This window comes from Citrobacter europaeus, assembly GCF_037482245.1.
Classification (GTDB): Bacteria; Pseudomonadota; Gammaproteobacteria; order Enterobacterales; family Enterobacteriaceae; genus Citrobacter; species Citrobacter europaeus.
Genome location: NZ_CP148084.1, coordinates 4601972 through 4628487, shown reverse-complemented (window position 1 = coordinate 4628487; position 26516 = coordinate 4601972). Strand labels below are relative to the sequence as shown.

Here is a 26516-nt window from a genome sequence, read left to right as displayed (position 1 = left end):
GGCGCATTAAACCGTAATCCGGACACCCCGTCAACCAAATTTCTCGCTTTTTCGGTTGGTTGCTTAACTATGCAGCGATTTCGCTGTTTTCTCGAGGATTTTGCTCAAAATTACAGCCCACCGTTATCGCCTTCGCGAAGAATCCATTCACTTTTAATGGATGCTACATGGCGTGTGCCGGTAACTGAATACTCTCCGACAATATCCTGATCTTTTGGCGAAACGAGAGTGATGAACTCTCCTCTACCAAAATAACTCTCGACAGAACCGATAAGGCACTCCCCATTTACCCAGACAGGAATAGCTGCGACAGGTTCAGACGTATAGTTCCCTGCAATCCCTGAACTGTAATTGTCCGCGTCTTCCTGCAACGTACCAGCAGGGATTGGGCAGATTGGGGAAACGCCGTCGCTTGCCTGTTGGTTTTGTAAAAGCATGCTTTGCATTTTATTCAGTTCGGTAATGAGCTTTGTTTTGTCTTTGGTATTCAATTTCGGGAGTAGGGGTTGTCCTTCTTCCCGTGGTTCGATTGAATTCATATCGTATTCATAGCGATAGTGGACGGCTACGACGGGAGCCTTCTCGTCTGGGTTAAATGGACGCAGCAGATAAAGCTTCTCTTCATTATATAAGCCGTTGTACCAGAGAGCGTAAACCTTACCGTTGATGCGCACCCATTGGCTCCACTGGTTGGCGCCGCGCCCATTCTCCGAAAATAGCGCCCCGGGTACACCAAAGTCATCGTCATCCTGTTTGCCATTAACGACGACGAAGGCATTATCACCGCGTTTGAGTACGCCGGTGTAGCTGAATAATCCTGTGCCACCAACGTAGCTGTTGATGATGAGATCGCGTTTACCGTCGTCATCCAGATCAATGAGCGTAAAGTTCACGCCTCCATTTTCCGAATCGACACTAAACGTTGTGCGAGAAAATGCCTGCCACTCATCATCGCTAATCTCAGGGGAGGGTTTCGCGGTTGGTTCTGTTGAGTCTTCAGCGTAAGAGATCCTGAAATCAGTGATTTGACCGGTTAATGGAAACTGACTGGCGATTTTGCTCAGTTCCAAGCCCGGATCGCTTTTTTGCATGCTCTCTACAGCGCTATGTAGCGTTTTTAGGGCCGTGTTATCCGTATCTACATCAGACTGAGAACGTACGATGCTGACGAACGTAGGGAGCGTCCAGACACCGCCAACAGAAAGGTTTCCTTGTCCGCCGCTGCGGTATTCGTCGCGCAAGGTGAAGTTGTTACCCTCCCAGACCCAGAGCTGAATGGGATCGCTGAAACGGGCTATCTCACCGTTCTCATATTCACTGGCATCACTCGTGATTAGTTTAGGCGAAGCCGTTAGTTCAGTATTGGTTAGCCAGAGGATGGTGCGTGAGCTATCAAAGCATTCGGTTTGAATGAGTACATGTTGTTTATCCACCGGGATGCGGTAATAAATGCGTTCCTGACCCTCTTCCAGTTCGCGGCAATTCATCTCGGGAGTGACCCTGATTTTGGGTTCTATTTTTTGTCGCTGCGCGGTCGTTAACGGTTCCACGTCCGGCGTGCGGATGACGGGGTGGGTGATGATAAGTGGGGCAGGCTCAGCGTTAAGCACATCATTACTGTTTTTATCTCCTGGATGCAGCACAGCGCTTTGGGTATTGATGCGTTTCTGGAATTCATCCATTTTCAGCAGCACAGCGCTCGAACCTGCATTAGAAAGCAGTAATCGTTCGCCATTTGCAGCAAACTCAATGGTATTGTCCTGACGTAAGGCGTCCAGAAACACCTTTCGCTGTTGGTAGTTGAGTTTAAAATATCCCTCTGCGGAAAACGTTAGCGCGCCTTGCTTTTGACCATCAATAAAAAGCGTGGCGTCTTTCTGGGAGGCTTGATTCGCCGTACGCTGTGCAAAAGCAACCTCGACATACACGCTGGTGTCGGGGCCAGCCGCACGTGTGAGCAGTACGCTTACCGCATGGTCACTATAACCTGCCGCTCGACAGGTACCCGTATTATCACACGCAACTTCCCAGTCTTTATGTGCAAACGAAAAACCGTTTAATGGATTGGCATACAGGGGGGCTGAGATAAAACCTGCGAGGAGAATGCAGTGCGCGAGACGCATATAATTCCTTTTAATATGTCGGTGTTGCCGAAATTATATGCGGTTCATAAAAGTTACGAAATCCGAATTAAGTCAGCGCCCCGCCCATACGGCACTGAGCAAAGCGCAGGATATCTTCAGCCAGGCGGTGTGCCGTTTCCACATCAGCATGACTACGATTCACCAGCATGCGGCTCAGGCAGCCTTCCAGCACCAGTTCCATTTGTTTAGCGACCATTGCCGGGTCGTCAACTTCCAGCGTGGTCAGCAGCTCATGGGTGAAGTCATGCGCCGCCTTTTTTTGCTGATCGGCTAACTGATGGATCGGGTGCCCGGGATCGGGGTAAAACGTACAGGCGGCGATGAACAGGCAGCCTGGATAGCGATTATTGCTCACGCATTCGGACAGCGCGGTGTAGCGCGCCAGTAATTTCTGCTCGACGCTCAAGGTGTCATCCAGCAAAAGCTGACGCCGCCAGATATCCACCCGCTGGCTGAGGTAACGTAGCGCATCGTACAGAATGGCCTCTTTATCGGGCCAAAAGCGCTGCAGTTCATCCAGAGGATAATCGATACGCTCGGCCACCATTTCCAGCGTGGTATTGGCTATCCCTTGAACCTCAAGTAATTTAAGGGCTTCTCCCAGGACATCTTCACGTTGCACGGTATTCTCCTCCGTATTTCCTGTTGCAAGTGTCGCTCACGGTTGGCGATCGCGCAAATGTGCGCTGAAGGTCGCGGCATCCATAAAACCCGTTACCCGGGCATCCGGGTGCTCTTTCCCCTCAGCGTCAAAGAACAAAATAGTCGGCAAACCTAAAACCTGAAGATGTTTCAGCAGAGCAACATCCTGGGCGTTGTTTGCGGTCACATCCGCCTGCAAAAGCACCGTGTCGCCTAGCGCTTGCTGAACCTGCGGATTGCTGAACGTATACTTCTCAAACTCCTTACAGGCCACGCACCAGTCGGCATACAGATCCAACATTACAGGCTTACCTTTGGCTTGTGCCAGCGCCTGATTTAGCGCATCTACCGAAGCCACCGGCGTGAAGTTAAGGTGTGTCTGGGGTTGAGCATGCGGCGCACCGAACGCCCAGTCCTGCAATGGCCGTACGCTTACCAGCGCTGCAGCTAACAGGACAATCTGCACGATGCGCATCCAGGCGTGCTTTGCCTGCAGACTGGTAATGAATGCCCAGCTAAAGAACGCGACGCCCAGCAGTGACCACAGGCGCACTCCCCATTCGTCGCCGATGATGCGTTCAAGTAAGAAGACGGGAAGCGCCAGAATGACAAAGCCAAAAGCGGTTTTGACATGCTCCATCCATGGGCCGCTTTTAGGCAGCAGGCGGTTGCCGAATACGGTAATCAGCATCAGGGGTAATCCCATCCCCAGCGCGTACAGATACAGCGTGCCACCTCCCAGCCACATGTTTCCGCTCTGAGCGATATACAGCAAAATCGCGCTTAGCGGGGCTGTGGTACAAGGGGAACAGATGAGGCCGGCAATCGCGCCCATTGCACAGACGCTGCCGGGAGAGCCGCCTTGCTGGCGGTTGCTCATCAAGGTAAGGCGCGTTTGCAGTGATGAAGGGAGCTGCAGCGTGAACAAACCAAACATCGACAACGCGAGCAGTGTAAAGATGACGGCAAGGCCAATCAGAACGTAAGGATGCTGTAGTGCAGCCTGGAACTGCAATCCGGCGGCCGCAACAACCAGACCCAGTGCGGTATAGGTGAGTGCCATCCCCTGGACGTAGATAAACGTCAACAGCAGCGCGCGTCCGGCTGATAAGCGTTGTTTGCCACCCAGCACGATGCCGGAAATCAGCGGATACATCGGCAATACGCAAGGCGTAAACGCGATGCCTATTCCGATCAGCAATGCCCACAGCGCCGAGAAAGGAAGTTGGGCTGCGGGCGGCGTTATCTCTTGCTGAGCATTGCTGGCAGGCACTGGCCCAGGCGTCGCCTGGATATCGGCAGACACTTCACTTAAGGGCACCGTTTTCGTTTCTGGAGGATAGCAAAAACCGGCGTCGGCACAGCCCTGATACGTGACAGTTAATGTGGCGCCAGATTTAGCCTGATTGACCGTGACTGGGATGGTCAGCTGTTTACGGTAAATCTCACTTTTGCCGTAAAACTCATCTTCATGCCAGACGCCAGGCGGCAGTTTTACCTCGGCAATATCGGCCTGAGATGGCGTAATGCTTATCTGTTTGCGATACAGATAGTAGCCATCTTTAACCTGCCATGTGAGGTTCAGATCGTGTTGGTTTTGCTGGAAATCAAAAATAAACGCCCGATCGGCAGGTACAAACTGCGAGCGGCCAGGCGCGTCAAATAATCCGGCAAAGGTAGATGTGCTGCACAGCAGCAGGATCAGCGTAAGGATGCGTTGAGCCATGAGCGGTAATCAAAGTCTCCGTGAGTGACGGGTAAAACCAGAAGTTCAGGCGTTTGATACGGATGATGTGACTTCAGGCAATCGAGAAGGGCTTGCTGGTGTGTAACGGTGGTTTTTAAAATCATCTGGACTTCATATTCCTGCTCAAGTTTACCTTCCCAATAATAGAGGGAGGTAGCACCAGGCAGTAGCGTCACGCAGGCAGCCAGCTTTTCCGCCAGCACTTTGGCGGCGAGATCCTGGGCGGTTGCTTCATCCGGTGCGGTACAGAGCACCACAACGGTATCGGGGATGGAAATATCCTGACTCTTAACATCAAGCATAAACACCTCGAAAGAACAGAGTAACCAGCTAAAGAGTGGTCACTATACAACGGACGAGGGAAGGATGTTAGCTAAAGCGGGGGTGATGAAGAAGAGGAACTGCAGGGCGCGAAGGCACCCTGCAGTGAAGTCTTACAGCATGAAGCTGCCCAGCAAGAAGCCGAAGCAGACAGCCAGAACCACACCCAGAGTACCTGGGATGAAGAACGGATGGTTAAAGACGAATTTACCGATGCGGGTTGTACCGGTGTCATCCATCTGAACCGCCGCAACCAGAGTTGGGTAAGTTGGCAGAATGAACAGGCCAGAAACCGCTGCGAAAGATGCAACAGCAGTCAGAGGGGAAACGTTCAGAGCCAGAGCCATCGGCATCAGTGCTTTAGCGGTTGCAGCCTGAGAGTACAACAGCGCAGAAGCAAAGAAGAAGATGACAGCCAGCAGCCACGGATGACCCTGAATTACGCTACCTGCAGTATCTTTGATCCAGTCAATGTTGTGAGATACGAAGGTATCACCCAGCCATGCAACACCCAGGATACAAATACAGGCGCTCATACCGGCTTTGAAGGTGCTGGAGTTCAGGATGGAGTCAGTTTCAACGCGGCAGACGATCGTCGTCAGCGTCGCGACGCTCAGCATGATGATCAGGATTGCGTTGGTGGTGTTCATCAGCGGTTTAGCGACCAGGCCAAGGCTTGGGCTGTTGATGATGGCGTATACAACGACGCAAACCACGCCCAGCAGGAACAGCCAAACGGAGGTTTTCGCGCCAGCTTTGATTTCAACTTGTCTTTCACCGCGCAGTTCAACCAGGCCTTCTTCCAGACGCTTACGATAAATCGGGTCGTCAGACAGTTTGGAGTTGAACAGTGCGGTGATCAGGAAGGACATCACCAGAACGGCCAGCAGGGTGGACGGAATGACCACGGACAGCAGGTGAATATAGCTGATGCCATGACCTTCCATGACGGAAGACATGTAAACCACGGCTGCGGAGATTGGCGATGCCGTAATCGCAATCTGTGCAGAAACTACTGCGGTGGAGAGCGGACGGCAAGGCTTGATACCTTGTTCCTTCGCGACTTCAGCGATAACCGGCAGAGTTGCCAGAGAGATGTTGCCGGTACCGGCAAAGATAGTCAGGAAATAGGTCACGATGGGTGCAAGGATCGTGATGTATTTCGGGTTTTTACGCAGCAGTTTTTCAGTTTGATGAACCAGATAGTCCAGACCACCTGCAATCTGCATAGCAGAGATGGCAGCGATAACCGCCATGATAATGGAAATAACGTCGAACGGAATATTACCCGGTTTTACGCCTATAGCGGCAAGAACCAGAACACCCAGCCCACCTGCAAATCCAATACCGATACCCCCAAGTCTGGCACCTAAAAAGATTGCCAGCAAAACGATGATAAGTTCTAAAACTATCATATTAGCCTTCCTTGTTGTTTAACAAGTTGATATTAAATTGTTGTTTTTAAGTAACTTCGAGTAAGAAAAAAGGCACGTCATCATGACGTGCCTTCTCCGGTACTACCCTACACGATTACTGTTCGCTTTCATCAGTATAACGTTTTGCTTTATAAGCAGGGTGCATCAGGTTCTGTGCAGAGAAGATATCGTCCAGTTCAGACTCGGTCAACAGACCGCGTTCCAGGACAACTTCACGTACGCTCTTACCTGTTTCGGCACAAATTTTACCGACGATGTCGCCGTTGTGGTGACCGATGAACGGGTTGAGGTAAGTAACGATGCCGATGGAGTTGAATACAAACGCTTCACAGACTTCTTTGTTAGCAGTGATACCACTAACGCATTTTTCCAGCAGGTTGTAGCAAGCGTTGCTCAGAATGTGAATGGATTCAAACATTGCCTGGCCAATGACCGGCTCCATTACGTTCAACTGCAGCTGACCAGCTTCAGATGCCATGGTAACAGTGATGTCGTTACCGATGACTTTAAAGCAAACCTGGTTTACGACTTCCGGAACAACCGGGTTCACTTTTGCTGGCATGATAGAGGAACCAGCCTGCAGTTCTGGCAGGTTGATTTCATTCAGGCCGGCACGTGGGCCAGAGGAGAGCAAACGCAGGTCGTTACAGATTTTGGACATCTTAACAGCCAGACGTTTCAGCGCGCCGTGCACCATAACGTATGCGCCGCAGTCAGAAGTCGCTTCAATCAGGTCTTCAGCCGGAACACAGGCGAAGCCAGTGACTTCAGCCAGTTTCTGTACAGCCAGCGGAGAGTACTCTTTCGGCGTGTTCAGACCCGTACCGATTGCAGTTGCGCCGAGGTTAACTTCCAGCAGCAGCTCAGCGGTACGACTAATGTTTTTCACTTCTTCTTTCAACAGTATGCTGAAAGCATGGAATTCCTGACCGAGGGTCATCGGTACAGCATCCTGCAGCTGGGTACGGCCCATTTTCAGGATGTCCTGGAATTCAACAGCTTTTTGTTCGAAGCCTTCACGCAGTTGGTTCAGCGCATCGATCAGTTTGATGATGGAAGCGTATACCGCGATACGGAAGCCAGTAGGGTAAGCGTCGTTGGTAGACTGACATTTGTTAACGTGGTCGTTCGGATTCAGGTACTGATATTCACCTTTCTGGTGACCCATCAGTTCCAGACCGATATTGGCCAGCACTTCGTTGGTGTTCATGTTGACGGAGGTACCCGCACCACCCTGGTAAACGTCTACCGGGAATTGATCCATGCATTTTCCGTTATTCAGGACTTCATCACACGCCGCGATGATGGCATTTGCCACACTCTTAGGAATGGTTTGCAGCTCTTTGTTGGCCATTGCCGCTGCCTTTTTAACCATTACCATACCGCGAACAAATTCAGGAATGTCGCTGATTTTGTTGTTGCTAATGTAGAAGTTTTCAATCGCTCTCAGAGTGTGAACACCGTAGTAAGCGTCCGCTGGAACTTCCCTGGTACCCAACAAGTCTTCTTCGATACGAATGTTGTTTAACATGTGAACCTTCTTTTTCAAGCTGCCAATGATTTGACTAAACACACAGGATATATGTGATTTCGATTGTTTCTCGACCGACGATTATCCCCTGCATCGGTCTGATACCCGAGATCATATGCTGGTTAAGGATTTCTACCGTAATCTGGATCACTTAAAGCGTGGAATTTACCCCTTATTTATTATTCTGTGAAATGGATCACCCCTTTGTGATTAACCCCAAATATTAGTGTACAAGCCACTTGAAATTTTGCTAACCACCACAATATCAAATCGATGCGATTAACATAATTTTTCGAACAGAAGTTGAACAAAACGGCTGTTATTAACAGGAGATCCCTTTGCGCTGGATACCATTGCTTGCCATTTTTCTCTATGTTTACATAGAGATATCTATTTTTATTCAGGTTGCCCATGTGATGGGCGTCCTGATGACGCTGATTTTGGTTATTTTTACGTCGGTTATCGGTATGTCTCTGGTTCGTAACCAGGGGTTTAAGAACTTTTTACTGATGCAACAGAAAATGGCGGCTGGTGAAAGTCCGGCTGCAGAAATGATCAAAAGCGTATCGCTGATTATTGCCGGCCTGCTGTTGGTGCTGCCTGGTTTTTTCACCGATTTTCTCGGTCTTCTTCTTCTATTACCTCCGGTGCAAAAACATCTGACGATGAAACTGCTGCCGCATTTGCGTTTTTCGCGTATGCCGGGCGGGGGGTTTAGTGCCGGAACCGGCGGCGGTGAGACCTTTGATGGTGAATTTCAGCGCAAGGATGACGATCGTAACCGTCTTGATCATAAAGATGACGATCGCCGTGACTGACCCTGTAAGCCTGGCCAGTATGTAGGCCGGATAAGCGTTAGCGCCATCCGGCAAAAGTGTTTATATGCCGGATGATGGCGTCAACGTTGCCTTATCCGGCCTGCGGGGTAAAAACAACCACAGCCCTGCCAGCATAATCAGCGCGTACAGGCTCTTCCAGCCAACCATCGCCAGCAGCAACAGACACAGCAGACCGCCAATGACCGCCAGCGCGCGATAATGCCCTTTCAGTAATCGACATCCCGCCAGCATGCACAGCAAATAAATCATAATAAAGATGCCGTTGGCATATACGATTAACGCATCGAGATTGATTTGCAGCATATAGATGCACAAGGTGCTGACTACGCAGCAGCCCAGTACGGCATTTAGCGCATTGCGCGGAAGGTGGCGGGGAGACAGACGAGCCAGATAACTCTCCGGCTTATATTGCGCCTGCGACCAGACCAGCCGGGCAAAACTTTGAATATAAATGTTGAGGCTGGCAAAACAGGCCAGATAACCAATGATGCAGGCCACCCACAGTGCCTGTACGCCAAACAGCTGCACGACGATTTCAGGCAATGATGCCGCCGCCGCCATTTGCTCGCCGTAAGCGCCAAAATGAAGCACCACGACGGTACATGCCCAATAAACAGACCCCGCCAGCAGCAGGCCGATCATCAGCGCGCGTGGGAAGTCCCGCTCCGGATTTTTGAATTCAGACGCCAGATGGGCAAACGCTTCAAGGCCGACAAAACACCAAAACATCACCGACAACGCGGCGAACAGACCGGGAAGCTTAATATCGGTAATCGCAGGGAAGGGGATTTCGCCAGGCTTCAGATCGCCCGCCCACCAGATAGCGACAATGAGGGCAACAATCAGTCCGGCAATGACCGTTTGCAGATTCGCGCTGGAGCTTGCGCCGCGGGAGCCGATATACCAAACCAGTCCCAGCGTACCGAGCTCTGCCAGCAGCAGTTGCTCGTCATGCCAGCCAAACATCGCCTGACCGAATCCGGCGGCGATATGTAATGCCGCGGGCAAGCCGACGGGAATCACCGACAAAAACAGCCATCCGGTGACGCGCTCCAGCCGTGAACCAAAGGCCATGCCGACAAAATGCGCCACGCCGCCCGCGCTGGGAAAATGGCGACCCAGTATGGCAAAGACGATCGCCACGGGAAAAACTAAAACAATCAGCACCGGCCAGGCCCACAAACTGTTGTTGCCGGCCACGAGCGCAGCCAGCGCAGGGACGGCGAAAACGCCTGTACCTAACAATGATGTCGACAACAGGCCAACGCCCTGAGCCAGTCCCAGCTCTTGTTTCAGTCCGCTCATAAGTTGTTATCCGGTTATGCCCAATGACGGGCTACAGCGCAGATTTTTGATGGTATCACAATCGAATTTGCTTATGACGACGCGACTGAAATCGTTATGAAATGTGAGGCGCGTCGGCGTTTTGACGGGATTTTCTGCTGATAAAAAATTTTTTTCGCTTGCCCCCTTGAAGGGACAAAACCCCATCCCCATCTCTCTGGTCACTAGCCGGGAAACCGTTTACGGGCCGGCGTCACCCATAACTGATAAAGACTTTCTCAAAGGAGAGCTATCAATGAGTATTCGTCCGTTACATGATCGTGTGATCGTCAAACGTAAAGAAGTTGAATCAAAATCTGCTGGCGGCATCGTACTGACCGGTTCTGCAGCAGGTAAATCAACTCGTGGCGAAATCATCGCTGTCGGTAAGGGTCGCATCCTGGACAACGGTACCGTACAGCCGCTTGACGTGAAAGTCGGCGATATCGTTATTTTCAACGATGGCTACGGTGTTAAATCTGAGAAGATCGACAATGAAGAAGTGTTGATCATGTCTGAAAGCGACATCCTGGCAATTGTTGAAGCCTAATCCGCGAACGACACTGAACATACGAATTTAAGGGAAAGAGAAAATGGCAGCTAAAGACGTAAAATTCGGTAACGACGCTCGTGTGAAAATGCTGCGCGGCGTAAACGTACTGGCAGATGCAGTGAAAGTTACCCTCGGTCCAAAAGGCCGTAACGTAGTTCTGGATAAATCTTTCGGTGCACCGACCATCACTAAAGATGGTGTTTCCGTAGCTCGTGAAATCGAACTGGAAGACAAGTTCGAAAACATGGGTGCGCAGATGGTGAAAGAAGTTGCCTCTAAAGCGAACGACGCTGCAGGTGACGGTACCACCACTGCAACCGTACTGGCTCAGTCCATCATCACTGAAGGTCTGAAAGCCGTTGCTGCGGGCATGAACCCGATGGATCTGAAACGTGGTATCGACAAAGCTGTCGCTGCTGCTGTTGAAGAACTGAAAGCACTGTCCGTACCGTGCTCCGACTCTAAAGCGATTGCTCAGGTTGGTACCATCTCCGCTAACTCCGACGAAACCGTAGGTAAACTGATCGCTGAAGCGATGGACAAAGTCGGTAAAGAAGGCGTGATCACCGTTGAAGACGGTACCGGTCTGCAGGACGAACTGGACGTGGTTGAAGGTATGCAATTCGACCGTGGCTACCTGTCTCCTTACTTCATCAACAAGCCGGAAACTGGCGCAGTAGAACTGGAAAGCCCGTTCATTCTGCTGGCTGACAAGAAAATCTCCAACATCCGTGAAATGCTGCCGGTTCTGGAAGCTGTAGCGAAAGCAGGTAAACCGCTGCTGATCATCGCTGAAGATGTTGAAGGCGAAGCGCTGGCAACTCTGGTTGTTAACACCATGCGCGGTATCGTGAAAGTGGCTGCGGTTAAAGCACCAGGCTTCGGCGACCGTCGTAAAGCAATGCTGCAGGATATCGCTACTCTGACCGGTGGTACCGTTATCTCTGAAGAGATCGGTATGGAGCTGGAAAAAGCAACTCTGGAAGATCTGGGCCAGGCGAAACGCGTTGTTATCAACAAAGACACCACCACCATCATCGATGGCGTGGGCGACGAAGCTGCAATCCAGGGTCGCGTGACTCAGATTCGTCAGCAGATCGAAGAAGCAACTTCCGACTACGACCGTGAAAAACTGCAGGAGCGCGTAGCGAAACTGGCAGGCGGCGTGGCAGTTATCAAAGTTGGTGCTGCAACTGAAGTTGAAATGAAAGAGAAAAAAGCCCGCGTTGAAGATGCCCTGCACGCAACTCGTGCTGCGGTAGAAGAAGGCGTGGTTGCTGGTGGCGGTGTTGCGCTGATTCGCGTCGCGTCTAAAATTGCCGACCTGAAGGGTCAGAACGAAGACCAGAACGTGGGTATCAAAGTTGCGCTGCGCGCAATGGAGTCTCCGCTGCGTCAAATCGTGCTGAACTGCGGCGAAGAGCCGTCTGTAGTAGCTAACACCGTGAAAGCCGGTGACGGTAACTACGGTTACAACGCTGCAACTGAAGAATACGGCAACATGATCGACATGGGTATCCTGGATCCAACCAAAGTAACTCGTTCTGCTCTGCAGTACGCGGCTTCTGTTGCGGGTCTGATGATCACCACCGAGTGCATGGTTACCGACCTGCCGAAAGGCGATGCGCCTGACTTAGGTGCTGCTGGTGGTATGGGCGGCATGGGTGGAATGGGCGGCATGATGTAATTGCCCACACCCTGCATCCTTCAGGCTGCAGATGCGTTGGCTGCGTTTGCTAACCCCAGTCACTTACTCGAGTAAGCTCCTGGGGATTAACAAACTGGCCGCCTTCCTGCAACCAGAATGATTTGGGTGCTCATCTCCCAGAATTGAGAAACCCTCGGGCAGAAATGTCCGGGGGTTTTTCTTTTGGTCATCTTTTTAGTATATGATTCAGCTACGGACATAAGGTCCAACTAATTGATTATGGGGAATGACATGCACGTGAAATATTTAGCAGGGATCGTTGGTGCCGCGCTACTGATGGCGGGTTGTAGCTCCAGCAACGAACTGAGTTCAGCCGGACAAAGCGTACGCTTTGTCGAAGACAAGCCTGGCGCAGAGTGCCAACTGATTGGCACTGCAACTGGTAAGCAAAGCAACTGGCTTTCTGGCCAGCACGGCGAAGAGGGTGGCTCTATGCGTGGCGCAGCAAACGATCTGCGTAACCAGGCTGCTGCAATGGGCGGTAACGTGATTTATGGCGTCAGCAGCCCATCACAGGGAATGCTGTCCAGCTTTGTTCCTACCGCCAGCGAGATGATTGGACAGGTTTATAAGTGCCCTAACTGATTACACTTCATCCTTCAACCAGCCTCTTTGTTGGCTGCGCTGTGAAACCCCAGTCACATAGTTATCTATGCTCCTGGGGATTTTCTTCGCTTGCCGCCGCGATGCAGATTGAATGATTTTTTGTAATAAAGTGGCCTGGACAGGCTCATGCAATCGTAGGCCTGATAAGCGTAGCGCCATCAGGCATTCTGAGTCTTATGCGCAGACTGAATGCGTAAATGATGCAGCGCGCGCAGGCACTGATCCTGATTGAGCTTTTGCGCTTTATCACCCGTTAACGTCCTGACAAACACCTGACACGGTACACCGGCAAGTTTTTTCAGCCGTGGGCTGAAATCGAGCAGACGGCGAGTAATGGCTTCGGCCTCTTTGCTGCCGGAAGCGGCGCGAGTTTTTACTACCGAACCACAGAACTGAGCTTTTCCTTTATCATCCGTATAGCGGTAAATAATCGCCAGATAATGATTAAACAGGTTATGTTTCCATTCGGGTTGTGTATAAGAATCGTATTCCAGATTATCGTTTTGCTGGCAATCAACATCGTACAGCGGCAGGAAATCCAGCAGCGATGTGATTCGTAACGCTAATTCCTGCATGCCAGCGTTATTTATTGCATGAATAACAGCATGAGCCAATACCCGAATCTGAAGTTCATTAATCAGTAATTCACACGTTTGCCCATCATGCAGTGTCAGTGAAAATGTTAAGTTTTCCCCTTTGTCATCCACTAACATCAGCGAATTAATACGGCGATTAATATCCGCATTTTTTAACTCATTCTCTTGAATTAAGGGGATATTTTCGTACATCTTTTTGCCGGCTTTCTCGCATTCCTTCTCATATTGCGCACGCTCGTCTTCGCTAAGCTGATGTTTAGCAGAGAGCCTGCTTTCCAGGGCGATAAGCAGGTCTCTTAGCCCAAGCGGAGAAAGGAAAAATAACGACTCTTTATTTCTGGGTTCTTTTATCTTTAATGCCAAAGCAATAAATTCATTCTTTTGGCGAATAACTCCGGTATTAATGCCCTTAATACTTATAGCCATAACAGGTTCTCCCTAACCATATATTTATTAATGTTCTGGATTTGATTTTATTGATACAACTTGCGAATGAATAATCGCACAGCGCTAATTAAAATAGCACAGATTAAAAGCATGGCTCCACCTGTGTGGATTTAAATAATAAGTAATCGTGTTGAGTGTCCGGAATCGGACACTCAATAAAGGCTATTGTTGGCGTAGCTGCAGATCCAATGGCGTTTTACTTGGCTCTCCGCCAATTTCACGCGCCAGTTTGGGGACCATATAGCCGGAAACCAGCGTCAGCAGTTCGCGCATAATTTGACGCGCTTCATCGTCGCTGACCATAAAGTGGGAGGCGCCCTGCACTTTGTCCAGTACGTGCAGGTAATAGGGCATCACACCCGCATCAAACAACGCGTTGCTAAGGTGAGCCAGCGTTTGCGCGTTATCGTTCACGCCACGCAGCAAAACGCTTTGGTTGAGTAGCGTGACGCCGGCGATACGCAGTCTGACCATGGCCTGGCGAAATGTCTCATCGACCTCATTGGCGTGGTTAATGTGATTGACCAGCAGAATCTGCAAGGAGGAGTGCGCAAAGCGCTGGGCCAGTCCTTCTGTAATGCGAGCTGGGATCACAATCGGTAAACGGCTGTGGATACGCAGACGCTTAATATGCGGGATGGCTTCCAGTTGCGTGAGCAACCAGTCCAGTTCGTGGTCCTTGGCCATTAACGGATCGCCACCGGAGAAGATAATCTCATCCAGCTCAGGATGCGCGCTAATGTAGTCCAGGGCGACCTGCCAGTTGCGCTTATTGCCCTGGTTTTCGGCGTACGGGAAGTGGCGGCGGAAGCAATAGCGACAATTAACCGCGCAACCGCCTTTAACCAACAGCAGCGCACGGTTGCGATATTTATGCAGCAAACCGGGAACCACGCTGTGCTGTTCTTCCAGCGGATCGGTCGAGTAGCCGGGGGCGGAAACAAACTCTTCCTGGGAGGTAAGTACCTGACGCAAAAGCGGATCGTCAGGGTTGCCTTTTTCCATGCGCGCAATAAACGCACGCGGCACGCGCAGGGCGAAAAGCCGTCTCGCGTCGCGTCCGGCCAACAGTTTTTCATCTGCGTCTATATTCAAAAGATGCAGAAGTTCATCGGGATCGGTCACAACATCGGCAAGTTGCGATAACCAATCTTCTCTGGATGGGGTATTTAGGGTTACAATATGCGCCATTTTGTGGCTTAGCTACCAGTTAACAATTTTCAGAGGGCCTAATGGCAACGTACTATAGCAACGATTTTCGTGCTGGTCTTAAAATCATGTTGGACGGCGAACCTTATGCGGTTGAAGCCAGCGAATTCGTTAAACCAGGTAAAGGCCAGGCGTTTGCGCGCGTTAAGCTGCGCCGCCTGCTGACCGGTACTCGCGTAGAGAAAACCTTCAAGTCTACCGACTCCGCTGAAGGCGCAGACGTAGCCGACATGAACCTGACCTTCCTGTATAGCGACGGTGAGTTCTGGCACTTCATGAATAACACCACTTTCGAACAGCTGGCTGCAGACGAGAAAGCGGTAGGCGATAACGCTAAATGGCTGCTGGACCAGGCTGAATGCATCGTGACCCTGTGGAACGGTCAGCCGATCTCCGTGACTCCGCCGAACTTCGTTGAGCTGGAAGTCGTTGAAACCGACCCAGGTCTGAAAGGCGATACCGCTGGTACTGGCGGCAAACCGGCAACCCTGTCTACCGGCGCAGTCGTTAAAGTTCCGCTGTTCGTACAGATCGGCGAAGTGATCAAAGTGGATACTCGCTCCGGCGAATACGTTTCTCGCGTAAAATAAGATATCTATTTGATCTTATGGCGCAGGTTGCTGCGCCATACTTTTTCCAGGGCAGGAATGATGAAACGTCTTCTCGGTCTTGTAATGCTCATCCTATTTACCAGCACCCTGCTGACGGGTTGTAATACCGCGCGCGGTTTCGGTGAAGACATCAAACATCTTGGCAATTCAATCTCTCACGCCGCCAGCTAATCCTCTCTCATAATCTTAAAAACGCTTGTTTATCCATCACACTTGCAGATCTTGTCTATTATTAATTAGCTATACACAAACAATATTGGCTAGAAAAGGAAGACGTTATGGTTAAGAAGACAATTGCTGCGATCTTTTCTGTGTTGGTTCTTTCTTCAGTGTTGACTGCGTGCAATACAACGAAAGGTGTTGGGCAGGATATCTCTGAAGGCGGTAGCGCAATCTCTGGTGCAGCGACAAAAGCTCAGCAATAATCATGAACGGTACGACGCCTGTCGTACCGTTAATTCCCTTTTCCGGGTAGCGAGAGAAACGGTGAGAAGCGGTTCCCCAGGTGCAGTTTAATGCGGATATTCCGTTTATAGGTGTAGACCGTCTTGCCATGAATGCTCAGTGCGGCGGCGATCGCATTGTTACTGATCCCATCCATCCACATCGATAATACTTTCTCCTCCTGCGGCGTAAGCAGTGGAGTCGCATTTTCGACTATTTCTAATGGCGGGCGAAGCTGTAGCGCCTCCTGAATTGTGTGTGAGAGAGCGTTCAGCGTGGTGTGCTTGGTCAAAACCGAATGGACGACGGATTGAGGGGAAGTCGTAGAAGTGTGCTGTCTTTCTACTGATTGCAATAGAATCAGTGGGATGACGCCGCAGCTCATAAATAAGGGCTTAATTGGCGGACTGGAGTGTGTCTCGCTGATAAAACTGTATAAATCCGCGATCACCAGATGCGGTTTCCACTGCAAAATATGCTCTTTTGCTAACAGGAGATTATTGATCCCTGATACCAGAAATGAGGAGCTGAACCTGCCAGAATGATTAAGCAAGGCCTCAATCCCTGTACGGGTAAAGTGGCACCGGTCAATCACTAAAATTTTAAGCATAACCTTTTCGCATTCAGAAGAGAGGCAATCGACTTCCTGGATTCAGAAAGCCCTTCATCATAGAGAACTCCGATGAGTGCCAAATGCGGGAACTACGCCGCTAATTATGCTTAATTCTTGCTTTTAGTATGCAACGAATAAAAAGGTTGAAATTCATTTTCTCTCGGGCAAAAATGCCATTTCACACATTAGCTTTGCAGGACGACCTGCAAACGCTTCTTTCACCGGGGACGGCCCCATTGTTCTGGAGCCTGATATGTCCTGGATCGTTTTATTAATTGCAGGTCTGCTCGAAGTTGTCTGGGCGATTGGCCTGAAATATACCCACGGCTTTACGCGTTTGACGCCAAGCATTATCACCATTGCGGCGATGATCGTCAGTATCGCCATGCTCTCCTGGGCAATGCGCACGTTGCCTGTAGGAACCGCCTATGCCGTCTGGACCGGTATCGGCGCCGTCGGGGCGGCTATTACAGGAATTTTGCTGCTCGGTGAATCTGCCAGCCCGGCGCGTTTACTTAGCCTCGGGCTGATCGTTGCCGGCATTATTGGTCTGAAGCTGAGCACCCACTAAGCGCCGGGCTGTTTTACCCAAATCAGCTTATTCACTTCAAACCCTTCCCGGGTCGCGACGGCCAGCATTTGCTGTTTCATTTCGTCTGAAATAGTAGGGGTCCGTGAAAGGATCCACAGGTAATCGCGATCCGGCCCGCAAACCAACGCGTGACGATATTCCCGATCGAGGGCAATCACGTTATAGCCGCCATAGAAAGGACCAAAAAACGAGACCTTGAGCGCAGCGCGGTTTGGGTCGCCGGTGAAGTAGGCTTTACCCTCTGTTTTCTGCCACATTCCCCTGTCCGGGTTATAGCCCTTGTTAATCACGTTGATACCGCCGTCGTCGCGCAGGCTATAGGTGGCGGTCACTTTTTCCAGTCCACGTTCGAATCGATGGTCGAAACGCGCTATTTCATACCAGGTGCCCAGATAACGTTTGGCATCAAAGTTATTGACTACGGTAACGCCTTTCGGCGGTGTAGGGGAGCTGCAAGCTACAACCAGGAATGCAGCCGTAACTGCAGCAACGACGGGCAGAATGCGCATAAGATTTTCCTTGCTGGATTTTTGTTAAGTGTAGATGACAGCAGGAAAAAAAGAGAAAGAAAGGAAGCCCGATATCCCGGGCCTCCTTATTCGTTACTGCAGTTTTTCAAGAATGCGCCAGGCGGCCTCGACGCGAGCAGGGTTTGGATAGCTCTTGTTTGCCAGCATCACAATGCCAAGGTTTTTTTCTGGAACGAAAGCAACGTAGCTGCCGAATCCGCCAGTGGAGCCCGTTTTATGCACCCATGATGCTTTCACAGCAGGCGCGGGCGGGTTTACCTCAACGGCGGGAAGCGCTGCCAGCGCCACTTTGCTGTCGCTACCGTTAATTATCGAGTCGGCTTTCAGCGGCCAGTTCAGCATCTCCCAGCCCAGACCCTGGTACATATCGCCAATACGCCAGTAACGTGACTGCGCAAGCTTGATTCCCTGCTGGAGCGTTTTCTCCTGAACCTGGCTGGCATCCATGTTGGCCTGGACCCAGCGGGTCATATCGACAACGCTTGATTTTACCCCATAGGCTTCGGCATCAAGTTGGCCAGGGGATACATGCACAGGCTTTCCTTCGCGATAGCCCCATGCATAATCTTTTTGTTCGCTCTGTGGAACCGTAATCCATGTATGCGCCAGTTTTAAGGGCTGCAGGACGCGGGTGGTCATCGCCTCTTCGTAGCTCATGCCCGAAGGTTTCACCGCCAGTGCGCCAAACAGACCAATGCTGGAGTTAGCGTAAAGACGTTTAGCGCCCGGTGCCCATTGTGGCTGCCAGTTTTGATAAAAACGCAGTAAGGCGGCTTTATCCGTGACGTCGTCGGGAACCTGAAGCGGCAGGCCGCCTGCCGTGTAGGTCGCTAAGTGCAGCAGGCTGATACCCTGCCACTGCTTACCCGTCAGCTCAGGCCAGTATTGCGTGACCGGATCGCTGAGCTTGATTTCGCCGCGAGCGATAGCATCGCCGCCCAGCACGCCGTTGAACGTTTTACTGACCGAGCCGAGTTCAAACAGCGTTTGCTGAGTGACTGGACGGTTATTGGCGATATCAGCTTTACCCCAGGTAAAGTAATAAGGTTTTCCCTGGTAGATAATCGCAACGGCCATACCCGGAATAGCCTGCTCCTGCATCAGTGGTGTGATGGTGCGGTTAACAATATCGGCAATTTGTTGTTCTGTTTTTGCGGCGGCAAAGGTGGAAAAAGAGGCTGTCAGCAACAGTGCGCAGCATATCGATTTTTTCATCATGAAATTATTTCCGTCATTAAATGCGTAAGGGTGTCCGGGCCCGTCAGACGCAATCAGTGTGTTTGATTTGCATCGTGTTGACAAACGGTTAAATTTAGCAGCAGGTATAAGTTTTTCTAACAGGCCAGATAATGACGCGTAGCTATATCCCCCTAAACTCGCTGCGGGCTTTTGAAGCAGCGGCCAGACATCTTAGTTTTACCCGCGCTGCGATTGAGCTCAATGTGACGCATTCTGCCATCAGCCAGCATGTAAAAGCGCTGGAGCAACAGCTGAATTGTCAGCTTTTTGTGCGTGGCTCTCGAGGATTAATGCTGACGACTGAAGGAGAGAGTCTGTTACCTGTACTTAATGACTCTTTCGATCGTATGGCCGGGATGCTGGATCGTTTTGCCACAAAACAGACTCAGGAAAAACTTAAAATTGGCGTAGTGGGGACTTTTGCGGTCGGCTGTCTTTTCCCGCTGCTGAGCGATTTTAAGCGCAACTGCCCGCATATTGATTTACATATTTCCACCCACAATAATCGTGTGGATCCCGCCGCCGAAGGGCTGGATTATACCATTCGCTACGGAGGGGGAGCCTGGCACGATACCGACGCGCAATATTTGTGTAGCGCGCCGATGTCTCCGCTGTGTTCGCCAACGTTGGCCTCGCAGATTAAAGCGCCAGCGGACATCCTGAAATTTCCGTTATTGCGATCGTATCGACGTGATGAATGGACGCTTTGGATGCAGGCCGCCGGAGAAGCGCCTCCGTCACCGACGCACAACGTGGTGGTGTTTGACTCGTCCGTCACCATGCTGGAAGCCGCGCAGGCGGGGATCGGTGTGGCAATTGCACCGGTCAGAATGTTCAGGCACTTGCTTGGCAGTGAACGTATCGTTCAGCCGTTTTTAACGCAGATTGATCTGGGGAGCTACTGGATGACGCGTTTGCAATCTCGTCCGGAGACACCCGCGATGCGCGAATTTTCCCGTTGGTTAACCGGGGTGCTGCACCAATAAAAAGGCCCGCCAATGGCGGGCCTGATAATTACGCATGCGATTAGATGGTCAGAATACCAATAGCCGTTACAACGGTCAGGATAGCTGCCAGTCCGTAGAATACCCATTTGCCAGCAGGCACGTGGATTTTCAGGTCATGCATCGCGTGGTGCATACGGTGTAAACCGCACCACAGCGGCAGAACGATCATCAGGAACAGAAACGCACGTCCGATGAAGCTCTGCGCGAATGCCAGTACGCGTTCATAGCTGAAAGCATCAGGAACAAAGCTCAGCGGCAGCATAATGCCTACCAGCAGGATCATCACCGGCGCAATGATAGCGCTCCACATACCGCCTGCACCAAACAGGCCCCAGAATACGGGTTCGTCAGAGCGTTTTGGATTTGGATTAATCATTCCGGACTCCTTACCAGAACAGGGCAACAAACAGTATTACTACTGTCGCAACCACAGTGACTGCCCAGAGACCTTTGATGATCGGCTCTGGCCCCATTTTTTCGTCTTTTACGATGATGTTGGCCGCTTTTGGCGCCAGCTCAAACCAGGTTTTGGTATGCAGCAGCGCTGCAGCCAGGGCGATAATATTAAGGATTACCACCACCGGGTTTTGCAAAAAGGCGACAAAGCCCATCCAGGACTCTGCACCATGCTTGAGTGCAAACAGGCCGATAATCAGTTCAATGCTGAACCAGACTGCCGGAACTGCCGTGCCTTCACGCAGCATGTAAAAACGATAAAATGGCAGCTTTTTCCACCAGGTGGACGTCATTGGCCGCACATAGGCTTTGCGTTTAGTCGTCATCGTGCACTCCTTAGCGTGGTTTCAGGGTAGCGATAAGAAAGTCTTTTGAACTTTCAACTTTACCCTGCTGAATGGCCGCAGCCGGATCGACGTGTTTCGGGCAGACTTCGGAGCAGTAGCCCACGAAAGTACAGGTCCAGACGCCGTTCGGGCTGTTCAACTGAGCCATACGCTCCTTCTTACCGTGGTCGCGGCTATCTTCGTTGTAGCGATGCGCCAGCGTAATCGCAGCCGGTCCAATGAACTCTGGGTTCAGGCCGAACTGCGGGCACGCGGCATAGCACAGACCACAGTTGATGCAACCGGAGAACTGATGATACTTCGCCATCTGCGCCGGAGTTTGGGTGTTTGGACCCTGATCCGGTGTACGCGGGTTACCGATGATGTACGGTTTGATCGCTTCCAGGCTTTCGATAAAGTGCGTCATGTCGACGACCAGATCGCGCTCAATCGGGAAGTTGCCCAGCGCTTCAACCTTCATGCCGTTGGTGTAATCACGCAGGAAGGTTTTGCACGCCAGTTTCGGTACATTGTTGACCATCATGCCGCAGGAGCCACAGATTGCCATACGGCAGGACCAGCGGTAGCTCAGATCCGGTGCCAGGTTATCCTTGATGTAGCCCAGCGCATCCAGCAGCGACGTGGTTTCATCATAAGGAACTTCGTAGAAAGCACTGTGCGGCGCGGTATCGGTTTCCGGGTTATAGCGCACCACCTCAACTTTCAGGTTTTTCATCTCAGCCATTCGCCTTCTCCTTCTTATCGGCTGCTTCCGCTTCGCCACCGTAAACACGTTTAGCCGGTGGCAGAGTGGTGATTTTCACGTCGCTGTATTCCAGACGAGTCGTGCCGTCAGCATCGCGGAAGGCGAGGGTGTGTTTGAGGAAGTTCACATCGTCACGCTCGGTGCAGCCTTCATCCAGACGCTGGTGCGCGCCGCGGGATTCTTTACGCGCCAGAGCAGAGTGAGCCATACATTCTGCAACGTTCAGACCGTGACCCAGTTCGATGGTGTACAGCAGGTCGGTGTTGAAGACGCTGGAGGTATCAGTGATACGTACGCGCTTGAAGCGTTCCTGCAGTTCCGCCAGCTTATCAACGGTTTTCAGCATGAGTTCCGGCGTACGGTAGATACCGCAACCTTCTTCCATGGACAGGCCCATTTCGTCACGGATCTTAGACCAGTTTTCGTTACCTTCCTGGTTAACCAGATCTTTCAGACGTTTTTCAACGCCAGCAACCTGCGCATCGAGCGCGGCGCTGTTTGCTGCGCCAGCCGTTGCAGCGCGTTCTGCAGCCTGTTCACCGGCCATACGACCGAAGACCACCAGTTCTGCCAGGGAGTTAGAACCCAGACGGTTAGCGCCATGCAGACCAACAGAGGAACATTCGCCGACAGCGAACAGACCTTTAATGCGGGTTTCACAGTGCTGATCGGTTTCGATACCGCCCATGGTGTAGTGCGCGGTCGGACGTACCGGGATCGGTTCTTTAACCGGATCGACACCCACATAGGCTTTCGCCAGTTCGCAGATGAACGGTAAACGTTCGAGCAGTTTTTTCTCGCCGAGATGACGCAGGTCGAGGTAAACCACATCGCCACGCGGAGTGGAAATGGTGTTGCCTTTGCGCCATTCGTGCCAGAAAGCCTGAGATACTTTGTCGCGCGGACCGAGTTCCATGTATTTGTTTTTCGGCTCGCCCAGCGGAGTTTCCGGACCCATGCCGTAGTCTTGCAGATAACGGTAGCCGTTTTTGTTGACCAGGATACCGCCTTCACCACGGCAGCCTTCCGTCATCAGGATACCGGAGCCTGGCAGACCCGTCGGGTGATACTGAACGAATTCCATATCACGCAGCGGAACGCCGTGGCTCAGCGCCATGCCCATACCGTCGCCGGTTACGATGCCGCCGTTGGTGTTGTAACGGTAAACACGACCTGCGCCGCCCGTTGCCATCACGACTGCGTTAGCACGGATTTGCACCAGCGTGCCTTCCATCATGTTCATGGCAACCAGGCCGCGAGCATGACCATCGTCAACCAGGATATCCAGAACGAAGTGTTCGTCAAAACGCTGAATCTGCGGGAACTGCAAAGATGTCTGGAACAGCGTATGCAGCATGTGGAAGCCGGTTTTATCCGCGGCAAACCAGGTGCGCTCGATTTTCATACCGCCGAAGCGACGTACGTTGACGCTACCGTCTTCACGACGGCTCCATGGGCAGCCCCATTGTTCCAGTTGCGTCATTTCAGTTGGGCAGTGGTGGACAAAGTAATCCACGACATCCTGCTCACACAGCCAGTCTCCGCCTGCTACCGTATCGTGAAAATGGTAGTCAAAGCTGTCATGATCCTGCGCGACAGCAGCAGAGCCGCCTTCGGCAGCAACGGTATGGCTGCGCATTGGGTACACTTTTGAGATCAGTGCGATTTTAGCGTTGGGATTTGCTTGTGCGGCAGCAATTGCAGCACGTAATCCCGCGCCACCGGCGCCTATAATGGCAAGATCGGCTTGAAAGGTTTGCACGACATTCCTCCAGATTGTTGTTATTTCATTCCTGCCTGAAATCAGATGCTTCATCGGCTTCAAACAGGTTATGAACGCGTTTCCACTGCTCCTTTATAGGTACAATAGTATAGTCTTAGGGATGTGCGGGAAATTTGACGTGTTCGATTTTTTTAGCGTATCTAAGGGGGGAATTATCATTGAATTTGATTAATTTAATTACTAAACCACCCCCTGTCGCTTTTTTTATCCTATTGCCAGCGCTGATTACTGGTGCGCGAAATTTGTCTCGTTAACGCGATACGAGTAGACTTCGTGCCCTTGTCTTAAATCGGAGAAACAAACATGAGCGAAACGGCAACCTGGCAGCCGAGCGCGTCCATCCCCAATCTGTTAAAACGTGCTGCAATTATAGCGGAGATTCGCCGCTTTTTTGCCGATCGTGGCGTGCTTGAGGTTGAGACTCCTTGTATGAGTCAGGCAACGGTAACGGACATTCATCTGTTCCCGTTCGAAACGCGTTTCGTCGGCCCTGGACATTCCCAGGGAATGAATCTCTATTTAATGACCAGCCCGGAATACCATATGAAGCGCTTGCTGGTGGCAGGGTGCGGCCCGGTGTATCAACTGTGCCGCAGCTTCCGTAATGAAGAGATGGGGCGCCATCATAACCCTGAATTCACCATGCTTGAGTGGTATCGTCCGCACTACGATATGTATCGGCTGATGAATGAGGTGGACGATTTACTCCAGCAGGTGCTGGACTGTTCGCCTGCGGAAAGCCTCTCTTACCAGCAAGCCTTCCAGCGTCATCTGGAGATAGACCCGCTGTCTGCGGATAAAACCCAACTGCGGGAAGTGGCGGCGAAGCTGGATCTCAGTAATATCGCAGATACCGAAGAAGACCGGGACACCTTGCTGCAGCTGCTGTTTACGATGGGCGTTGAGCCGCATATTGGTAAAGACAAACCGACGTTTGTGTATCATTTCCCGGCCAGCCAGGCATCACTGGCACAAATCAGCACCGAAGATCATCGCGTGGCTGAACGTTTCGAGGTTTACTACAAAGGTATTGAGCTGGCGAATGGTTTCCATGAACTGACCGACGCGCGCGAACAGCAGCAACGGTTTGAACAGGATAACCGCAAACGTGCCGCTCGTGGCTTGCCGCAGCAGCCTATTGATACCAATCTGCTTGAAGCGTTAAAAGTGGGCATGCCGGATTGCTCTGGCGTGGCGCTTGGCGTTGACCGTCTGGTGATGCTGGCGCTGGACGCAGAGAGCCTGGCTGAGGTTATCGCATTCACCGTCGATCGCGCATAACTTACGCTTCTGTAATACAAAGTGGCGGTAAAATAGCCACTTTGTAGCATATTTTTTCATTTTCCCTCTAATAGCCACAATTTACTCCTGGATATTTGGTATCGTTCAGGTATCAATTCTGTGTTGATTTTTCTATCGCTGAACTCTGTAAAGAGAGCAGTGCCAATCGGTGAGCGGCGTTTGTTAAACGCTTGCCAGAGTAAGGGATGGTTTGATGACCCAAACAATAAAAAAGATGAGCCTGATTGGTCTCATCCTCATGATATTTACGTCTGTTTTCGGTTTTGCTAATAGCCCCTCCGCGTTCTATTTAATGGGGTATAGCGCGATTCCGTGGTATATATTTTCTGCATTATTATTCTTTATCCCATTTGCTTTAATGATGGCGGAAATGGGATCGGCTTATCGCAAAGAAGAGGGCGGAATCTATTCGTGGATGAATAATAGCGTTGGGCCACGCTATGCATTTATCGGCACGTTTATGTGGTTTTCTTCCTATGTGATATGGATGGTAAGCACCGCGGCGAAAGTCTGGGTACCTTTTTCAACCTTCTTATTTGGCGCAGACATGACGCAACACTGGCGTATCGCGGGGCTTGAGCCTACGCAGGTCGTGGGGCTGCTTGCCGTCGGCTGGATGATTCTGGTGACCTGCGTGGCATCTCGGGGAATTAATAAGATTGCTCGCATTACGGCTGTAGGCGGAATTGCCGTAATGTGTCTTAATTTAGTTCTGTTGTTAGTTAGTGTCGCCATTTTGTTATTAACTGGTGGCCACTTTGCACAGGATATTAATTTTATCTCTTCGCCTAACCCAGGATATCAGTCCGGGCTGGCAATGTTGTCATTTGTTGTGTTTGCCATTTTTGCTTACGGCGGAATAGAAGCCGTGGGTGGATTAGTTGATAAAACTGAAAAGCCAGAAAAGAACTTTGCGAAAGGAATTGTCTTTGCCGCTATTGTCATTTCTGTCGGTTATTCACTGGCTATATTTTTATGGGGCGTTAGCACCAACTGGCAGCAGGTATTAAGCAATAGCTCGGTTAACCTCGGGAATATTACCTATATCCTGATGAAAAGCCTCGGGATGACGTTAGGTAACGCGCTGCATCTTTCCCCTGAAACTGCGATGGCGATGGGCGTGTGGTTCGCGCGTATCACCGGGCTTTCTATGTTCCTCGCCTATACCGGCGCTTTTTTCACGCTCAGCTACTCGCCGTTGAAAGCGATTATTCAGGGAACGCCAAAGGCGCTGTGGCCCGCGCCGATGACCAAACTGAATGCGGTGGGGATGCCGACGACGGCAATGTGGTTGCAGTGCCTGCTGGTGAGCCTGTTTATTCTGCTGGTTTCGTTTGGCGGCGATACGGCTTCAGCGTTCTATAACAAACTGACCCTGATGGCGAACGTCTCGATGACGCTGCCGTATCTGTTCCTCGCGCTGGCGTTTCCGTTCTTTAAAGCCCGTGTGGGTTTGGAAAGACCGTTTGTGGTCTTTAAAACCCGGGCAGCGACGTTACTGGCAACCGGCGTGGTCGTACTGGTGGTGACGTTTGCCAACGTGTTCACCATCATCCAGCCGGTGATTGAAGCTGGGGACTGGAACAGCGCATTGTGGATGACCGGCGGCCCGATCTTCTTCTCGCTGCTGGCGATGGCGATTTATCAGAGCTACAGCCGCCGCACGGCCAACAATCCTGAGTGGGCGGTGGAATAAACGACCTGCCTAATCCGGCCGACAAAGAGGCATCTTCGTAGGCCGGATA

At 51.3% G+C, this 26516-nt stretch carries 27 protein-coding genes; 11 read left to right on the top strand and 16 right to left on the bottom strand.

Annotated features, from left to right (window positions below):
- Nucleotides 1-110: 110 nt before the first annotated feature.
- The 6 genes from WHR59_RS21695 to aspA all read right to left on the bottom strand — a co-directional run bounded on the left by WHR59_RS21695 (nucleotide 111) and on the right by aspA (nucleotide 7821).
- Nucleotides 111-2123: a DUF1176 domain-containing protein gene (locus tag WHR59_RS21695; RefSeq protein WP_338843454.1), complete on the bottom strand. Its 2013-nt coding sequence runs from the start codon at nucleotides 2121-2123 to the stop codon at nucleotides 111-113.
- Between the two features lie 67 nt (nucleotides 2124-2190).
- The gene (locus WHR59_RS21690) at nucleotides 2191-2766 is read right to left on the bottom strand and encodes a transcriptional regulator (protein ID WP_043018146.1); all 576 of its coding nucleotides are present in this window, start codon (nucleotides 2764-2766) and stop codon (nucleotides 2191-2193) included.
- 36 nt (nucleotides 2767-2802) lie between these two features.
- Nucleotides 2803-4512, bottom strand: a complete 1710-nt coding sequence (locus tag WHR59_RS21685; RefSeq protein ID WP_338843453.1) for a protein-disulfide reductase DsbD — start codon at nucleotides 4510-4512, stop codon at nucleotides 2803-2805.
- The gene (cutA, locus tag WHR59_RS21680) at nucleotides 4488-4835 is read right to left on the bottom strand and encodes a divalent cation tolerance protein CutA (protein WP_003025447.1); all 348 of its coding nucleotides are present in this window, start codon (nucleotides 4833-4835) and stop codon (nucleotides 4488-4490) included. The genes WHR59_RS21685 and cutA overlap by 25 nt, the downstream gene beginning before the upstream one ends.
- Nucleotides 4836-4967: 132 nt before the next feature.
- Nucleotides 4968-6269 carry an anaerobic C4-dicarboxylate transporter DcuA gene (dcuA, locus tag WHR59_RS21675; protein WP_003025449.1) on the bottom strand — a complete coding sequence of 434 codons (1302 nt, stop codon included), beginning with the start codon at nucleotides 6267-6269 and terminating at the stop codon, nucleotides 4968-4970.
- A 115-nt stretch (nucleotides 6270-6384) separates the two neighbouring features.
- On the bottom strand, nucleotides 6385-7821 hold the full coding sequence (gene aspA, locus WHR59_RS21670; protein ID WP_043018148.1) for an aspartate ammonia-lyase: 1437 nt from the start codon (nucleotides 7819-7821) through the stop codon (nucleotides 6385-6387).
- A gap of 338 nt (nucleotides 7822-8159) precedes the next feature.
- Between aspA and WHR59_RS21665 the strand changes: the two genes are divergently transcribed.
- Entirely contained in the window at nucleotides 8160-8639 is a 480-nt protein-coding gene (locus WHR59_RS21665) for an FxsA family protein (protein WP_043018149.1), read from the top strand.
- 60 nt (nucleotides 8640-8699) lie between these two features.
- On the opposite strand, the gene yjeH is transcribed toward WHR59_RS21665, so the two are convergent.
- Nucleotides 8700-9965 carry an L-methionine/branched-chain amino acid transporter gene (yjeH, locus tag WHR59_RS21660; protein ID WP_100193855.1) on the bottom strand — a complete coding sequence of 422 codons (1266 nt, stop codon included), beginning with the start codon at nucleotides 9963-9965 and terminating at the stop codon, nucleotides 8700-8702.
- A 274-nt stretch (nucleotides 9966-10239) separates the two neighbouring features.
- Between yjeH and WHR59_RS21655 the strand changes: the two genes are divergently transcribed.
- The 3 genes from WHR59_RS21655 (at nucleotide 10240) to WHR59_RS21645 (ending at nucleotide 12829) form a co-directional block, all read left to right on the top strand.
- Nucleotides 10240-10533: a co-chaperone GroES gene (locus WHR59_RS21655; protein WP_000027827.1), complete on the top strand. Its 294-nt coding sequence runs from the start codon at nucleotides 10240-10242 to the stop codon at nucleotides 10531-10533.
- Nucleotides 10534-10576: 43 nt separating this feature from the next.
- Nucleotides 10577-12223, top strand: a complete 1647-nt coding sequence (groL, locus tag WHR59_RS21650; RefSeq protein WP_047406775.1) for a chaperonin GroEL — start codon at nucleotides 10577-10579, stop codon at nucleotides 12221-12223.
- 252 nt (nucleotides 12224-12475) lie between these two features.
- Nucleotides 12476-12829 (top strand): DUF4156 domain-containing protein, encoded by a 354-nt coding sequence (locus tag WHR59_RS21645; RefSeq protein WP_003025468.1) that lies wholly within the window; start codon nucleotides 12476-12478, stop codon nucleotides 12827-12829.
- A gap of 179 nt (nucleotides 12830-13008) precedes the next feature.
- Here the strand turns inward: WHR59_RS21645 and yjeJ are convergent, their stop codons facing one another.
- Together yjeJ and epmB are read right to left on the bottom strand one after the other, a co-directional pair.
- Complete coding sequence (gene yjeJ / locus WHR59_RS21640; RefSeq protein ID WP_075145323.1) at nucleotides 13009-13872, bottom strand: YjeJ family protein; 864 nt, start codon at nucleotides 13870-13872, stop codon at nucleotides 13009-13011.
- A gap of 183 nt (nucleotides 13873-14055) precedes the next feature.
- Nucleotides 14056-15084, bottom strand: coding sequence for an EF-P beta-lysylation protein EpmB (epmB, locus tag WHR59_RS21635; protein WP_047406765.1), 1029 nt, complete (start codon nucleotides 15082-15084; stop codon nucleotides 14056-14058).
- A gap of 41 nt (nucleotides 15085-15125) precedes the next feature.
- On the opposite strand from epmB, the gene efp reads away from it, so the two are divergent.
- From efp to ecnB, 3 genes are all read left to right on the top strand, one after another.
- Nucleotides 15126-15692, top strand: a complete 567-nt coding sequence (efp, locus tag WHR59_RS21630) for an elongation factor P (RefSeq protein ID WP_003025478.1) — start codon at nucleotides 15126-15128, stop codon at nucleotides 15690-15692.
- 57 nt (nucleotides 15693-15749) lie between these two features.
- On the top strand, nucleotides 15750-15884 hold the full coding sequence (gene ecnA, locus WHR59_RS21625; protein ID WP_043018154.1) for a lipoprotein antitoxin entericidin A: 135 nt from the start codon (nucleotides 15750-15752) through the stop codon (nucleotides 15882-15884).
- 107 nt (nucleotides 15885-15991) lie between these two features.
- Complete coding sequence (gene ecnB / locus WHR59_RS21620; protein ID WP_016151395.1) at nucleotides 15992-16138, top strand: lipoprotein toxin entericidin B; 147 nt, start codon at nucleotides 15992-15994, stop codon at nucleotides 16136-16138.
- Nucleotides 16139-16167: 29 nt separating this feature from the next.
- Here ecnB and WHR59_RS21615 read toward each other — a convergent pair whose 3' ends face one another.
- A complete protein-coding gene (locus WHR59_RS21615; protein WP_338843452.1) occupies nucleotides 16168-16767 on the bottom strand; it encodes a LuxR C-terminal-related transcriptional regulator in 600 nt (199 codons plus the stop codon).
- Between the two features lie 256 nt (nucleotides 16768-17023).
- Between WHR59_RS21615 and sugE the strand changes: the two genes are divergently transcribed.
- Nucleotides 17024-17341 carry a quaternary ammonium compound efflux SMR transporter SugE gene (sugE, locus tag WHR59_RS21610; protein ID WP_000118520.1) on the top strand — a complete coding sequence of 106 codons (318 nt, stop codon included), beginning with the start codon at nucleotides 17024-17026 and terminating at the stop codon, nucleotides 17339-17341.
- On the opposite strand, the gene WHR59_RS21605 is transcribed toward sugE, so the two are convergent.
- Both WHR59_RS21605 and blaCMY read right to left on the bottom strand, forming a co-directional pair.
- On the bottom strand, nucleotides 17338-17871 hold the full coding sequence (locus tag WHR59_RS21605; RefSeq protein WP_043018157.1) for a lipocalin family protein: 534 nt from the start codon (nucleotides 17869-17871) through the stop codon (nucleotides 17338-17340). The two genes, sugE and WHR59_RS21605, sit on opposite strands and share 4 nt — an antisense overlap.
- A gap of 93 nt (nucleotides 17872-17964) precedes the next feature.
- Entirely contained in the window at nucleotides 17965-19110 is a 1146-nt protein-coding gene (gene blaCMY / locus WHR59_RS21600) for a CMY-2 family class C beta-lactamase (RefSeq protein ID WP_100193856.1), read from the bottom strand.
- Nucleotides 19111-19241: 131 nt separating this feature from the next.
- On the opposite strand from blaCMY, the gene ampR reads away from it, so the two are divergent.
- Complete coding sequence (ampR, locus tag WHR59_RS21595) at nucleotides 19242-20117, top strand: LysR family transcriptional regulator AmpR (protein WP_043018159.1); 876 nt, start codon at nucleotides 19242-19244, stop codon at nucleotides 20115-20117.
- 40 nt (nucleotides 20118-20157) lie between these two features.
- Here ampR and frdD read toward each other — a convergent pair whose 3' ends face one another.
- The 4 genes from frdD to frdA are packed head-to-tail and all read right to left on the bottom strand — an operon-like array spanning nucleotide 20158 to nucleotide 23448.
- Nucleotides 20158-20514 carry a fumarate reductase subunit FrdD gene (frdD, locus tag WHR59_RS21590; protein ID WP_338843451.1) on the bottom strand — a complete coding sequence of 119 codons (357 nt, stop codon included), beginning with the start codon at nucleotides 20512-20514 and terminating at the stop codon, nucleotides 20158-20160.
- A gap of 10 nt (nucleotides 20515-20524) precedes the next feature.
- Entirely contained in the window at nucleotides 20525-20920 is a 396-nt protein-coding gene (gene frdC / locus WHR59_RS21585) for a fumarate reductase subunit FrdC (protein WP_003025537.1), read from the bottom strand.
- Between the two features lie 10 nt (nucleotides 20921-20930).
- A complete protein-coding gene (gene frdB / locus WHR59_RS21580; RefSeq protein WP_003025540.1) occupies nucleotides 20931-21665 on the bottom strand; it encodes a fumarate reductase iron-sulfur protein in 735 nt (244 codons plus the stop codon).
- Entirely contained in the window at nucleotides 21658-23448 is a 1791-nt protein-coding gene (gene frdA, locus WHR59_RS21575; RefSeq protein WP_338843450.1) for a fumarate reductase (quinol) flavoprotein subunit, read from the bottom strand. Before frdA ends, frdB begins: the two co-directional genes overlap by 8 nt.
- Before the next feature lie 324 nt (nucleotides 23449-23772).
- Here frdA and epmA point away from each other — a divergent pair, with 324 nt between their 5' ends.
- Both epmA and yjeM read left to right on the top strand, forming a co-directional pair.
- Nucleotides 23773-24750: an elongation factor P--(R)-beta-lysine ligase gene (epmA, locus tag WHR59_RS21570; protein WP_043018161.1), complete on the top strand. Its 978-nt coding sequence runs from the start codon at nucleotides 23773-23775 to the stop codon at nucleotides 24748-24750.
- A gap of 214 nt (nucleotides 24751-24964) precedes the next feature.
- Nucleotides 24965-26467, top strand: a complete 1503-nt coding sequence (gene yjeM, locus WHR59_RS21565) for a glutamate/gamma-aminobutyrate family transporter YjeM (protein WP_193145877.1) — start codon at nucleotides 24965-24967, stop codon at nucleotides 26465-26467.
- Nucleotides 26468-26516: the final 49 nt, after the last annotated feature.

Coding starts and splice junctions, on each gene's coding strand:
- WHR59_RS21695 (WP_338843454.1), bottom strand. CDS start 2,123: ATGCGTCTCGCGCACTGCATTCTCCTCGCAGGTTTTATCTCAGCCCCC.
- WHR59_RS21685 (WP_338843453.1), bottom strand. CDS start 4,512: ATGGCTCAACGCATCCTTACGCTGATCCTGCTGCTGTGCAGCACATCT.
- cutA (WP_003025447.1), bottom strand. CDS start 4,835: ATGCTTGATGTTAAGAGTCAGGATATTTCCATCCCCGATACCGTTGTG.
- dcuA (WP_003025449.1), bottom strand. CDS start 6,269: ATGATAGTTTTAGAACTTATCATCGTTTTGCTGGCAATCTTTTTAGGT.
- aspA (WP_043018148.1), bottom strand. CDS start 7,821: ATGTTAAACAACATTCGTATCGAAGAAGACTTGTTGGGTACCAGGGAA.
- yjeH (WP_100193855.1), bottom strand. CDS start 9,965: ATGAGCGGACTGAAACAAGAGCTGGGACTGGCTCAGGGCGTTGGCCTG.
- WHR59_RS21655 (WP_000027827.1), top strand. CDS start 10,240: ATGAGTATTCGTCCGTTACATGATCGTGTGATCGTCAAACGTAAAGAA.
- groL (WP_047406775.1), top strand. CDS start 10,577: ATGGCAGCTAAAGACGTAAAATTCGGTAACGACGCTCGTGTGAAAATG.
- WHR59_RS21645 (WP_003025468.1), top strand. CDS start 12,476: ATGCACGTGAAATATTTAGCAGGGATCGTTGGTGCCGCGCTACTGATG.
- yjeJ (WP_075145323.1), bottom strand. CDS start 13,872: ATGGCTATAAGTATTAAGGGCATTAATACCGGAGTTATTCGCCAAAAG.
- epmB (WP_047406765.1), bottom strand. CDS start 15,084: ATGGCGCATATTGTAACCCTAAATACCCCATCCAGAGAAGATTGGTTA.
- efp (WP_003025478.1), top strand. CDS start 15,126: ATGGCAACGTACTATAGCAACGATTTTCGTGCTGGTCTTAAAATCATG.
- ecnA (WP_043018154.1), top strand. CDS start 15,750: ATGATGAAACGTCTTCTCGGTCTTGTAATGCTCATCCTATTTACCAGC.
- ecnB (WP_016151395.1), top strand. CDS start 15,992: ATGGTTAAGAAGACAATTGCTGCGATCTTTTCTGTGTTGGTTCTTTCT.
- WHR59_RS21615 (WP_338843452.1), bottom strand. CDS start 16,767: ATGCTTAAAATTTTAGTGATTGACCGGTGCCACTTTACCCGTACAGGG.
- sugE (WP_000118520.1), top strand. CDS start 17,024: ATGTCCTGGATCGTTTTATTAATTGCAGGTCTGCTCGAAGTTGTCTGG.
- WHR59_RS21605 (WP_043018157.1), bottom strand. CDS start 17,871: ATGCGCATTCTGCCCGTCGTTGCTGCAGTTACGGCTGCATTCCTGGTT.
- blaCMY (WP_100193856.1), bottom strand. CDS start 19,110: ATGATGAAAAAATCGATATGCTGCGCACTGTTGCTGACAGCCTCTTTT.
- ampR (WP_043018159.1), top strand. CDS start 19,242: ATGACGCGTAGCTATATCCCCCTAAACTCGCTGCGGGCTTTTGAAGCA.
- frdD (WP_338843451.1), bottom strand. CDS start 20,514: ATGATTAATCCAAATCCAAAACGCTCTGACGAACCCGTATTCTGGGGC.
- frdC (WP_003025537.1), bottom strand. CDS start 20,920: ATGACGACTAAACGCAAAGCCTATGTGCGGCCAATGACGTCCACCTGG.
- frdB (WP_003025540.1), bottom strand. CDS start 21,665: ATGGCTGAGATGAAAAACCTGAAAGTTGAGGTGGTGCGCTATAACCCG.
- epmA (WP_043018161.1), top strand. CDS start 23,773: ATGAGCGAAACGGCAACCTGGCAGCCGAGCGCGTCCATCCCCAATCTG.
- yjeM (WP_193145877.1), top strand. CDS start 24,965: ATGACCCAAACAATAAAAAAGATGAGCCTGATTGGTCTCATCCTCATG.